We start from the raw sequence: 11,566 nt of genomic DNA, 5'->3' as shown, positions 1-11,566 counted from the left end.
CGATGAACGTCAACGGCACCGCACTTTCGACCGGCGAAGTCCAGCTCGGCGTGGTGCACGCCCCGGCGACGGCGGGGGAGGACGGCGAGCTGTCGTTCACCGTCGCGACCGCCGACGGACAGCCGGTAACCAAATACGAGGAGGCGCACGGCAAGCAGTTACACCTGATCGTGGTTCGCAACGACGGCGCGCATTTCCGGCACCGTCATCCGGTGCTGGACCCGGAGACCGGCGTCTGGACGATCCCGTGGACTTGGGAAGCGGCAGGCACCTACCGCGTCTTCGCCGACGTGACTCCGGTGGGTGGCGAGAGCGTCACGCTGTCGCGGACGGTCGAGGTCGCCGGTGACTACCAGCCGCAGGCCGCGGAACCGGCCGCTGCCAGCGTCGTCGACAACTACGAAGTGACCCTTGAAGGCACGCTCGCGGCCGGTGCCGGAACGCTGCTGACCGCCCGCGTGACCCGCGACGGGCAGCCGGTCACTGACCTGGAGCCGTATCTGGGTTCGTTCGGCCACCTGGTCGCGCTGCGCCAGGGCGACCTCGCCTACCTGCACATCCACGCGCTCGACGACGGGAAGCCCGGACCGGAGATCCGCTTCCACGCCGAGGCTCCGACGACCGGCCGGTACCTGCTGTACCTGGACTTCCAGGCCGAGGGAGTCGTGCGCACCGCCGCCTTCGTCCTCGACGCGGTCTGAGCAGCTCTATGCCGTGCTGCCGTTCACCTTGAAGGGAAAGAGAAATGACTACCGCACAAGAAACCCGGCCGAACACGCTCCGCTGGTGGGCGCTCGGACTGATCGCCCTGGCCCAGTTCATGGTGATCATGGATACTTCGATCATCGGCGTCGCGCTTCCCCGCATGCGGGACGCCCTCGGATTCACACCCAGCACGCTGTCCTGGGTCTTCAACGCCTACGTGATCGCCTTCGGCGGCCTGCTGCTGCTCGGCGGACGACTATCGGATTTGTTCGGCGCCAGAAAGCTTTTCGCCGCCGGATGGGCGATTCTCCTGGCCGGTTCGGTGCTCGCCGGAGCTGCCGGGAACGTTCCGGTCGAACTCGCCGGCCGGATCGTGCAGGGCGCGGGAGCCGCGCTCATCGCCCCCTCCGCGCTGACGCTGTTGATGATGCTCTTCGGCAGCAAACCGAAGGAACTCACGAAAGCCCTTGCGCTATACGGCGCGGCGGCACCGGCCGGCGGTACCGCTGGAGTGTTCCTCGGCGGAGTGATCACCGAGTACCTGTCGTGGCCGTGGGTGTTCTACCTCAACGTGCCCATCGCGGTGCTCGCGCTGTTCGCCACTCGCGCCGTCCTGCCTGGGGGAGCGGCCGGAACCCGGGGCACGGTTGACGTTTTCGGCGCGCTGACCGTCACGCTCGGCCTGGGGACGCTGGTGTACGGGATCGTCCGTGCTCCGGAAGCGGGCTGGGCGGCCACCTGGATCGCGCTCGGCGCCGGTCTCGCGCTGCTCGCGGTTTTCGTTGTCCGGCAGGCGAAAGCCCGCACTCCGCTGATGCGGCTGTCGATCTTCCGTGCCCCGCGGCTCGGCGCGGCTAACCTGGCGCAGGTTTTCCTTGGCGCGGCGTGGATTCCGATGTGGTTCTTCCTGAACCTCTACCTGCAGCAGGTGCTCGGCTTCCGGGCCTTCCCGGCGGGTGCCGCGCTGCTGCCGATGACCGCGCTGATCATGCTGGGCATGATCGCCTTGGCCCCGCGAGTGATCGGGCGGTTCGGCCCGAAGCCGCCGATCGTCGCCGGGCTGCTGTTGCTGGCGGCCGGGCTGGGCTGGCTCGCGCTGGTGCGGGCGGACGGCAGCTTCTGGGTGGACGTCCTGCCCGCCTCGCTCGTCGCGGCGCTGGGGATGTCGCTGGCGTTCATCCCGTCGCTCAGCACGGCGATTTCCGCGGCCCGGCCGGAAGAAGGCGGGCTCGCGTCGGGGATCGTGAACACCGGCTACCAGGTGGGCTCGGCGCTGGGGCTGGCCGTGATGACCGCCCTGGCGGCCGCTTCCGGCGCGGGTGCGCTCGGTGACCCGGCGGCGCTGACGAACGGCTACTCGGTCGCGTTCGCAGGCTCGGCCGTGATCGCCCTGGTGGGTGCTGGCCTAGCGGCTGTGACCTTCCGCCGCCGGTAAAGCCGTGAGGGGAACCCTGAGGGAATCTGATTCCCTCAGGGTTCCCTCACGTCACGCCTTTGACTCGGCGGGCTTCCAGATGCGGGCGTGCAGGCCGACGAACAACAGGACAAACGCGACAGTCAGCAGGATGTGCCCCAGCCCGGCGATCCCGGCGATCGCCGCTCCGGATTCCTTGCCCAATACGGTGAGCGTGCCGTGCACGACCATTCCGCCGACCGTGACGAGCATCCCGGCGTGGTAGATCCAGAAGAACGGCGCGAACGACCTCGTCGCCGACAGCGTGAACACCTTGTCCAGCACCAGGACGATCAGGAACACCAGCGTGCCGAGCGCGAGCAGGTGGGTGTGCACAATGGACAGCTGGGTGTCGCCGGTGAAGTTCTTCGCCTTGGTCAGCTCGCGGAAGTACAGCCCGCCGAGCAGGCCGAGGATCGTGTAGATCGCGGCGGCCCAGTAGATCTTCTTCGTCATCGGTTCTCCTCGGCTCCGGCCCGGGCCGGCTGGTGGATCCGTCCGTCGACGACCTCGTGCACCGAGTCGACCCCTTCGAGGTGGGAGCGGTCGTGGGTGACCAGTACGGTTGCGGTCGCCTGTTGGTGCGTGATCGTAGTGAGCAGATCGACGACCGCCGCGCCGCGGTCGGAGTCCAGTGCGCTCGTCGGCTCGTCGACCAGCAGCACCGCGGGCTCGTTCATCAAGGCGCGCGCGATGTTCACCCGCTGCTGCTGCCCGCCGGAAAGCCGTCCCGGCCGGTGCGTCGCACGATCGGCGAGCCCGACGGCGTCGAGCAGCTCCTTCGCGCGTTTTGCCGCCGCGCCGCGCGGGGTTCCGCTCAGGTGCGCCATGACTTCCAGCTGTTCCATCGCGGTGAGCGACGCGAGCAGATTCGGTTGCTGGAACACAATCCCGATCTTGGTGCGCCGCAGTTCCGCGAGCGCGGCCCGGTCCAGATCGGTGGTGTCGACGCCGCCGACGACCACGCGGCCGCGATCGGGCCGGATGAGCGTCGCGGCGACGGCCAGCAGGCTCGACTTGCCGGACCCGGACGGTCCGACCACCGCGGCGACGCTCCCGGCGGGCACGTGGAGGTCGACCTGGTCGAGGGCGGTGAGGCGGGAATCGCCGTCGGGGTAGGTGAGGGTGATGCCGGACAGGTGCAGGCTCATCAGTGCGCTCCGGAGGTGAGGGCGGTCAGCGGGTCGACGGAGGTGATGCGGCGGACCGCGAGCGCGGCGCCGAGCACGCCGAGGACCACCAGCACCGCGGCCGGGCCGAGCAAGGTGCCCGCGCTGAGCACGAACGGCACCGTGCCCGACGCGACTGCGCCGAGCGCAGCGGCGAGTCCGGTCCCGAGCGCCGTTCCGCCGACCAGCAGTACGACAACCTGGCCGAGCGCGTCCCGGAGCAGGTACTTCGTGGTCGCGCCGAGCGCTTTCAGCACCGCGATGTCGCGGCTGCGCTGGATCGTCCACACGGTGAAGAACGCGCCGATCACCAGCGCGGAGATCACGAACAGGAAGCCGCGCATCAACTGGAGCGAGCCGTTTTCGGCCGAGTAGGAACCGATCGCGGACAACGCGTCGTCCTTCGTGACGGTGCGAGTGCCGAGGCGTGCGTCCGCTGCCGCGAGGTCGGCAGATTTGTCGGTGGTCACCGCGAGCACTGTCGCGTTTGGACCGGCGAGGTGCGTCCACACGACCGGGAGATGGCTGTACGACGCGTCTCCGTTGATGGCGGCCACGGTGACTTTCTGACCTTGCAGGGTGAGCTGGTCGCCTTCGTGCGCCTTCAACGCGTCCGCCGCGCCTGTAGACAACACGGCCGTGCCGGGCTTCGAGTTTTGGACCCCGAACGCCGCCAGCGTCGCGGTGCGCTCGCCGACCGCCGCGCTGGCCGTGCTGATCGCGATCGGCTCCGCGCTGGTCACCCCCGGAACACGGGCGTACTGGTCGGCCTGTTCTCGAGTCACTGTGGACTGTCCAAACGAGAGCGATCCGGTGCCGGGTTCGGCGAAGACCAGATGGTCGGCCTTCAACCCGGTGATCGCGGACGTGCTCTGCGCGGCCAGCCCCGCGGTGAGTCCGGACAGCAGCCCGACCAGCAACGTCATCAGCACGACGACGGTCCCCATCAGCGCGAACCGCCCCTTGGCGAAGCGCAGATCCCGCCACGCGACGAACATGTGCGTACCTTCCTTCTCGGTGTGCCCTCCAGCCTCGTCGTGAGTGGACGCGGGGACATCGCGCCGCGGATGGCCTCCCCGGAATCGATGGACGCACTCGCCGCTCAACCTTTCGATTGATGCGGATTCCCGGCGGAGCACGGACAATCGACCGCAGGAGGATTTTTGGTGAACCCGCACACCCTCGACCGGCCGTTGCGCGTCCTGCGCGTCTGCCTGCACCTCCTGCTGGCCGGACTGCTGGTGCTCGCCGTCGCGCGCGCGTTCTCCGACGGCGCGGCGAACGCGCCCGCGGTACTGGCGGGCGCGCTGGTGATGGGCGGCGTCTACACCGCGGGCCCGCTGCTGCCCCGCGTCGGCCGGTTGCCGGTCGCGACCGCCGGATGGCTGGCCGTGCTGGGCGTCGCGTGGCTAGTGCTGCTGTGGCTCACGCCGGACGGGGTGTGGCTGGCTTTCCCGCTGTACTTCCTGCAAATGCACCTGCTGCCGACCCGCTGGGGCCCGGTCGTCGTCGCGCTCACCACGGTCCTGGCGATCGCCGGTTTCACGCGCCACCAAGGCGGATTCAGCGTCGGCGTGATCATCGGGCCAGCGTTGGGTGCCGCGGTCGCGATCGCCACCGTGCTCGGCTACCAGGCGCTCTACCGCGAAAGCGAACAGCGGCGGCACCTCATCGAGGAACTGCGCGAGACCCGCAACGACCTCGCCGCGATGGAACACTCCGCCGGCGTCCTGGCCGAACGCGAACGCCTCGCCCGGGAAATCCACGACACCCTCGCGCAGGGCCTTTCGAGCATCCACCTGCTGCTCCGCGCCGCCGAACGCGCCCTGCCGGACCGTCCCGACGCCGCCGTCCCGCACGTGACGCAGGCCCGGCAAGCCGCCCAAGACAACCTCACCGAAGCCCGCCGCCTCGTCTACGCACTGGCTCCCGTTGAGCTGGAAGGCGCTTCCCTGCCCGCCGCCCTGGAACGCCTCTGCACGACCACGGCGCAGCGTTCCGGCCTGACCGTCCACTTCCACCTCAGCGGCACCCCGTTCGACGTGCCGACCGCATACGAGGTCGCCTTGCTGCGCATCGCCCAGTCCGCGTTGGCCAACACTGTCCTGCATGCCGCAGCCAGCCGCGCCGAGTTGACCTTGAGCTATATGGACACGAGCGTCACCCTGGACGCTGTGGACGACGGCATCGGCTTCGACCCGCAAGAAGTACGCAGCGGCAGCGGCTTCGGCCTGCCCGCGATGCGCGCTCGCGCCCGGTCTCTCGGCGGCTCGTGGACAGTGGAATCCGCACCGGGCAACGGCACCGCACTGGCGGTCAGCTTCCCCGTGGACCCGCGATGATCCGCCTCCTGCTGGCCGACGACCACCCCGTAGTCCGCGCCGGTTTGCGCGCCGTCCTGGAGACCGAGCCGGACCTCGAAGTGGTCGCCGAAGCCTCCTCCGCCGAGGAAGCCGTACGCTTGGCAGGCGAGGTGGACGTCGTGCTGATGGACCTCCAATTCGGCTCCGGCATGCACGGCTCCGAAGCCACTGCGGCGATCACTGCTTCGGCGGACGCGCCGAAAGTCCTGGTCCTGACGACGTACGACACCGACGGCGACATCCTGGCCGCCATCGAAGCAGGTGCGACTGGGTATTTGCTGAAGGACGCCCCACCGGAGGACCTCGCCGCCGCGGTGCGGAACGCGGCCACTGGACAGACCGTCCTGGCCCCTGCGGTCGCGCATCGGCTGATGACCCGCATGCGCACTCCCGCGGCCGCTTTGTCGCCCCGGGAGATCGAGGTGCTGGGTCTGGTCGCGGACGGGTTGTCGAATCTGGAGATCAGCAAACGGCTGTTCTTGAGCCAGGCGACGGTGAAATCGCATCTGGTGCACATTTACACGAAACTCGGGGTGGATTCCCGGACCGCGGCGGTGGCGGCGGGGAAGGAACAGGGCCTGATCCGCCGCTGACGGTTCGCGGCCGGGGTTTCAGCGGTGTGCGCGGAGTTGCCGCCTCAGGTGCCGTGAGGGGAACCCTCAGGGAATCAGGGTACGTGAGGGTTCCCCTCACGTACCGCAAGCCTGGCTCCCGGGCCCGCTGGCCGCTTCGTGCTCGGCGGGGTTCTCGCACCGCATCCAGGTGACGGGAGTAGTCCGGGCCGCCGGAGCGGGCGACAATACCCAAGGCCCACCGGGGAGGAGGCGCGCTGATGACCCTGTTCGCGATGGCCGTAGTCCTCCTCGCCGGGCTTGCCGGACCGCTCCTGGCCACCCCGAAACGCGCCCGCATCCCCATCGTCGTCGGCGAGATTCTGCTCGGAGTGGCAGTCGGCCGCACCGGGCTCGGCTGGGTGAAGGCCGACGACCCGATCCTCTCGTACGTAGCCTCCGCCGGGTTCGCGCTGGTGATGCTGGTGGCAGGCAGTCACGTGCCGTTGCGGGATGCGGCGTTGCGGGTCGCCACCGGGCGCGGGGCACTGCTGGCTGCGTTGGTGGGCGTGTTGTCCGTGCCTGCCGGGTTTGGCGTGGCGGCGCTCGTCGGCACCGGGCACGGGCTGCTGTATGCCGTGCTCCTCGCCTCCAGTTCCGCGGCGCTCGTGATGCCGGTGCTGGACGAAACGAAGCTCGCCACACCGCCCGCGCTCGCCTTGATCGTGCAGGTCGCGATCGCCGACACGGCGTGCATCGTGGCGCTCCCGCTGGCAGCCGCGCCGCAGAAAGCCGGGCGGGCGGCGCTGGGGGCGCTCGCGGTCATTGCGGCGGGAGCAGTGTGGTTTGTGGTGCTGCGGTGGCTGCATGCCCGCGGCCTCGTCGACAAAGCGCACGATCTCAGCAAGTCCCGGCACTTCGGCCTTGAGCTCCGGATCGCGTTGATTGTCCTTTTCGGACTCGCGGGGCTGGCTCAGCTGGTCGGGGTGTCGGTGATGCTGGCGGGGTTTGTCGCCGGGCTCGCGCTGGCCGCGGTGGGGGAGCCGCGGCGGCTCGCGCGGCAGCTGTTCGCGGTGACGGACGGGTTTCTCGGGCCGGTGTTTTTCGTGTGGCTGGGGGCATCGCTCGATTTGCGCGCGCTCGGCCAGCATCCGGTGATGCTCGTGCTGGCGGCGCTGATCGCGGCCGGTTCGGTCGTGGTCCACGGTGCGACGCGGCTGCTGGGACAGCCGTTGCCGCTGGCTGTGCTCGCGGGCGCGCAGCTGGGCGTGCCGGTTGCGGCGGTCACGATCGGCACGCGCGAACAATTGCTCGCTCCGGGCGAGGGCGGGGCGATTCTCGCCGCGGCGCTCATCAGCGTCGCGGTGACCGCTTGGGCCGCATCCCGTGCGGTCAAAGAACGAACCGACGAATCGAGGGAGGCGTCATGAAGGAACACTGGAAAGACGAACCGGACGATCACGATTATCCGGCAGCATTCGACTATCTCACCCTCGTCGCACCCGAGGAGACCGTGACCGGCCTGGTCGCTCAGCTGAAGCAGGCGGAACTGACGCACCGCAAAGCCAAGGACATCCTCCGCGCGAGCAGATTGAAGCTCCTGCCCGAGGACAACGCGCACGTCGCCAAGGACCTCGAGAAGGTCAAGGACGGCAAGGCGCTCTCGCCGGTCCTGCTCGTCCGCGGCCACGGCCACCCCGGTTTCGCGACCGCCGACGACCTGGTCATCGCGGACGGTTACCACCGCGTGTGCGCTTCGTATCACCTCGACGAAAATGCCGACATTCCGTGCAAATTGATTTGATGCCCGGTCTGGATTCCGAAATGATTGCGAAGGCCCGCCGGTCGTAACGCCTGTTCCTGGCTGTCGATCTTTCGATGCGAGATCGACGAGACAGGCGGAGCGAGTGGACGACCACAACATCGAGAGTCACCCGGACCTGATGGATCCGGATTGGCAGCGGCATGCCGAGAAAGAAGCCTGGACCGGCCTGCGCCGCGACCGGCGACGGGCGCGCCGGCGCAGGCTGGTGACCATCGTGGCCGCGGTGGTGATCGTCGTGGCGGCGGCCGGGTTTTACCTGTGGAAGCAGGGGACGGCCCCGGAGGAGATCGCCGGGAGCAGCCCGGCCGTGCTCACGCCGACCACCACCGCGCCCGCGCCGACCGACCTTCCCGACTCCGGGCACGTCGACCTGCGGCGGCCGTTCGACAACACGCCGGCGCAGAACTGGCCCGAGGGCATCGCCGGGCTGACCGTCCCGGCTCCGGCGAAGGTCGGCTCGTTCTCCGCGAAGCAGGTCGGCGACGCGCAGGAACAGGTCAAGCACGCGGTCGAGGTCGCGCAGTTCGACAAGGACGTGCTGGAGGGGCACCACCCGGACGGCTACATCGGGCTGTTCGCGCCGGACTCCCGGGCGGATCTCCACGCCAACCCGCAGGAATACCTGATCTACCTCGAGGACGGTTACCACCTCCTGCCCGTGCAGCCGAGGATGACGGGGAAGATGACCGTGCGGCCGGGCAAAGCCGGGGAGCTGTACCTGCACGTCTCGTACGTGGTGGCTTACGCCTTCGACCCCGGCAGCCACGTGGTCGAGGGCCCGGCCGACCTGGAGCCGTTCGTGCGGACCGACGACGACTACGTCATGCGCAGCGGCACGGGCTGGGGGCCTGGCAGCCGCGGCCTGTGGCTGGGCAAGTACGGCGGGTTCACCACCGCCGCCTCGTGCGACGCCGCCAAGAAGCGCCTGCTCGCTCCCGCGTTCGCCGATCCGTACTTCACCGGTCCCTCGGTGACGCCGGAGCCGGGGCAGTTCGATCCGAACAAACCCGTTCCGACGAAGGGAAACTGCGAAGAGTGACAGGTGCCGGAACCGATCGGGGATTCTCCTGACAGCCGCCGGAGCCCGGACCGGTACCATCACTCCCGATGATCACGAATGTGTCTCGGCGGTCCGGGTCCGGCGCCGTCGCCCCGTGGCGGGTCGACGAGGTCGGGCGGAAAGTGCGGCTGCGCGAGGTCCGCCCCGGCGACCAGCGCACCCTCGCCGGATTCGACCGGGACTCCGTGCGCGTCCGGGATCCCCAGGTCGGCGGCTACCGGCACTGGGCGACGCACCGCGGGCACGCCTCGCCGGACGGGTTCCACTTCGCGATCGAGACGCTGCACAACCGGACGCTGGTCGGCTCCGTCTGGGTCGAAACGGACCCGTACTCCGGCCGGTTCAGCTACGGCGTCGGGATCGGCCCGCAGCACCGCCGCTGCGGTTACGCCGCCGACGCCGTCGCGCTGCTGCTGGCGTTCATGTTCGAGCGGTGCCGGTACCGGGCGTGCGAGGTGAGCGTCAACGGGAGCAACTTCGCGTCGTTGTCGCTGCACGGCGAGCTGGGCTTTCGCGAGGCGGCGCGGCTCCGTGACGAGGAGTTGCTGCGCGGGGAGATCAAATACCCGGTCCTGATGAGCATCACCGCCGAGCAGTTCGCCGCGCGAAACCTGGCGCTGGCGGCTCGCGGCGCCGGCCGGTCGTCGTCGCGCGGACGGCATTGGCGAGTCCAGCGCCCCGGACGGCACCGCCGCATCGCCTACTCCGCCGGCAGCTAGCTCCCATTTCTCCAAGCCCCCAGCGCACCGATCTGCGACGCTGACCGGGTGATCAACCGCATCATCGCCTACGTCGAAGGCTCCGATGACGCCGCGACCCGCGACTTCTACGTCAACGTGCTCGGACTCGACGTCGCCATGGACGATCCCGTTCTCGGCCTCCGCAGCGGCGACGACCCGGCCGCCCTGGTGCTCGTCCTTCTGCCCGGCAGCACCGATCCCTTGCCGCGCTTGGGTATTGACCTCGGCGAACCGGAGGCGGTCGAGCGAGCCCACGCCGAAGCGGTCCGGCGCGGGCTGTGCGTCGTCTATCCGCTCACCGACGAATCCTGGGGCGTGCGGCGGTTTTTCGTCGAGGATCCGGGCGGCACCGTCGTCAACGTGCTCGCCCACCTAACGGGCAGTTCGCGCACCGAGTAGAAGATCGCGTTCTCCTTGAACTCCAACCGATCCAGCGGCACGGCCAGCTCCAACGTCGGCACCCTCCGGCGCAACGTGGCGTACGCGATCTCCAGCTCCACCCTGGCCAGCGGCGCGCCGAGGCAGAGGTGCCGTCCGTAGCCGAACGCGACGTGGTGGCGCGCGGACCGGCGGATATCGACCCGGTCGGGATCCGGGAAGGCCAGCGGATCCCGGTTCACGGTGCTCTTCGCCGCGACGATGCCCTCGCCCGCGCGGATCAGCTGCCCGCCGATCTCCAGATCCGCCAACGCCACGCGCCGCGCCTCGGTGTGCGTGATCGACAGGTACCGCAACAGTTCTTCCACCGGATCGGCTGACGCGTCGTGGAACTGCTCGCGGTGCGTCACCAGCACCGCCGTGCCCAACGCGATCATGGCAGCGGTGGTGTCGTGACCTGCCACCAGCAGAAGTTGACCCAGCACGGCGATCTCGTTCGGGGTCATCGCCTCGCGTTGTTCGACGGCGAGCTTGCTCAGCAAATCATCGTCCGGTTTCGCGGCTTTCGCAGCGACGAGGTCCTCCAGATACGCGTTCAGCTCCTCGCTGGCAGCCACCGCGCGCGCCGGATCGGGGTCGTCCATGACGAGCGTGCGGGCCACGCCCTGGAAGAAATCGCGATCCGCGTAGGGGACGCCGAGCAGTTCGCAGATCACCAGCGAGGGGAGCGGCATCGCGAACGCCTCGACCAGATCGGCCGGGTTCGGTCCGGCGAGCATCCGATCGAGGAGATCGTCGACCAGCTGCTGGATCCGCGGCCGCAGCGCCGCCATTTTCCGGACGGTGAATTCCGGGGCCAGGATGCGCCGCTGCGCGGTGTGCTCAGGAGGATCCATCTGCATCAACGTTTTCATCTGCGCGTCGCGCGCCTTGCTGACCGCGTTGGTGTGCGGGAAACCGGGCTGCGTGACGTCGACGCTGACGCGCGGATCCGCGAGCACCGCACGGACATCGGCGTACCGGGTGATCAGCCACGGCTCGCTGCCGTCCCACAGCCGCACCCTCGACACCGGCGCCCGGTTCGTCAATCCGGGCGCGGGGGCGAAGGGGCAGCCCGCCGCCCTCGCCATCGGGAAGGTTTCGCCGTCGGTCATGTGAGCTCCTCACGTTGGGGTTCGGAGCTGAAGCATGGCTTCGCGGGCGGTCCCGGTAATCAGGCAAAACGGACGTGAAGCGCGTCACAAGGGGGCTTCCCGCGAAAAGTACGTGAGGGGAACCCTGAGGGAATCAGATTCCCTCAGGGTTCCCCTCACGTACTTTTC

13 protein-coding genes are annotated in these 11,566 nt (G+C 69.1%); 9 read left to right on the top strand and 4 right to left on the bottom strand.

Annotated features, from left to right (window positions below):
* Positions 1-2: 2 nt before the first annotated feature.
* Both ACWDNU_RS35955 and ACWDNU_RS35950 read left to right on the top strand, forming a co-directional pair.
* Complete coding sequence (locus tag ACWDNU_RS35955; protein ID WP_449672152.1) at positions 3-701, top strand: hypothetical protein; 699 nt, start codon at positions 3-5, stop codon at positions 699-701.
* A 44-nt stretch (positions 702-745) separates the two neighbouring features.
* On the top strand, positions 746-2,140 hold the full coding sequence (locus tag ACWDNU_RS35950; RefSeq protein ID WP_449672151.1) for an MFS transporter: 1,395 nt from the start codon (positions 746-748) through the stop codon (positions 2,138-2,140).
* A 51-nt stretch (positions 2,141-2,191) separates the two neighbouring features.
* Here the strand turns inward: ACWDNU_RS35950 and ACWDNU_RS35945 are convergent, their stop codons facing one another.
* The 3 genes from ACWDNU_RS35945 to ACWDNU_RS35935 are packed head-to-tail and all read right to left on the bottom strand — an operon-like array spanning position 2,192 to position 4,325.
* Complete coding sequence (locus ACWDNU_RS35945; RefSeq protein ID WP_449672150.1) at positions 2,192-2,614, bottom strand: DUF2871 domain-containing protein; 423 nt, start codon at positions 2,612-2,614, stop codon at positions 2,192-2,194.
* Positions 2,611-3,309, bottom strand: a complete 699-nt coding sequence (locus ACWDNU_RS35940) for an ABC transporter ATP-binding protein (protein ID WP_370938578.1) — start codon at positions 3,307-3,309, stop codon at positions 2,611-2,613. The genes ACWDNU_RS35945 and ACWDNU_RS35940 overlap by 4 nt, the downstream gene beginning before the upstream one ends.
* A complete protein-coding gene (locus tag ACWDNU_RS35935) occupies positions 3,309-4,325 on the bottom strand; it encodes an ABC transporter permease (RefSeq protein ID WP_449672149.1) in 1,017 nt (338 codons plus the stop codon). The genes ACWDNU_RS35940 and ACWDNU_RS35935 overlap by 1 nt, the downstream gene beginning before the upstream one ends.
* A gap of 168 nt (positions 4,326-4,493) precedes the next feature.
* Between ACWDNU_RS35935 and ACWDNU_RS35930 the strand changes: the two genes are divergently transcribed.
* From ACWDNU_RS35930 to ACWDNU_RS35900, 7 genes are all read left to right on the top strand, one after another.
* On the top strand, positions 4,494-5,669 hold the full coding sequence (locus tag ACWDNU_RS35930; protein WP_449672148.1) for a sensor histidine kinase: 1,176 nt from the start codon (positions 4,494-4,496) through the stop codon (positions 5,667-5,669).
* The gene (locus tag ACWDNU_RS35925) at positions 5,666-6,283 is read left to right on the top strand and encodes a response regulator (protein ID WP_449672147.1); all 618 of its coding nucleotides are present in this window, start codon (positions 5,666-5,668) and stop codon (positions 6,281-6,283) included. Before ACWDNU_RS35930 ends, ACWDNU_RS35925 begins: the two co-directional genes overlap by 4 nt.
* Positions 6,284-6,522: 239 nt before the next feature.
* Complete coding sequence (locus ACWDNU_RS35920) at positions 6,523-7,671, top strand: cation:proton antiporter (RefSeq protein ID WP_449672146.1); 1,149 nt, start codon at positions 6,523-6,525, stop codon at positions 7,669-7,671.
* The gene (locus ACWDNU_RS35915; RefSeq protein WP_449672145.1) at positions 7,668-8,045 is read left to right on the top strand and encodes a hypothetical protein; all 378 of its coding nucleotides are present in this window, start codon (positions 7,668-7,670) and stop codon (positions 8,043-8,045) included. The genes ACWDNU_RS35920 and ACWDNU_RS35915 overlap by 4 nt, the downstream gene beginning before the upstream one ends.
* Before the next feature lie 103 nt (positions 8,046-8,148).
* Entirely contained in the window at positions 8,149-9,105 is a 957-nt protein-coding gene (locus ACWDNU_RS35910; RefSeq protein ID WP_449672144.1) for a hypothetical protein, read from the top strand.
* 143 nt (positions 9,106-9,248) lie between these two features.
* Complete coding sequence (locus tag ACWDNU_RS35905; RefSeq protein ID WP_449672166.1) at positions 9,249-9,845, top strand: GNAT family N-acetyltransferase; 597 nt, start codon at positions 9,249-9,251, stop codon at positions 9,843-9,845.
* A gap of 48 nt (positions 9,846-9,893) precedes the next feature.
* Complete coding sequence (locus tag ACWDNU_RS35900) at positions 9,894-10,265, top strand: VOC family protein (protein ID WP_449672143.1); 372 nt, start codon at positions 9,894-9,896, stop codon at positions 10,263-10,265.
* Here the strand turns inward: ACWDNU_RS35900 and ACWDNU_RS35895 are convergent.
* Positions 10,154-11,398, bottom strand: a complete 1,245-nt coding sequence (locus ACWDNU_RS35895; protein ID WP_449672142.1) for a cytochrome P450 — start codon at positions 11,396-11,398, stop codon at positions 10,154-10,156. The two genes, ACWDNU_RS35900 and ACWDNU_RS35895, sit on opposite strands and share 112 nt — an antisense overlap.
* Positions 11,399-11,566 lie beyond the last annotated feature (168 nt).

The sequence above is a fragment of the Amycolatopsis sp. NPDC003676 genome (genome assembly GCF_053587275.1).
Note: the sequence above shows the minus strand (reverse complement) of the source record. Positions and strands in the feature narration are given on the sequence as shown.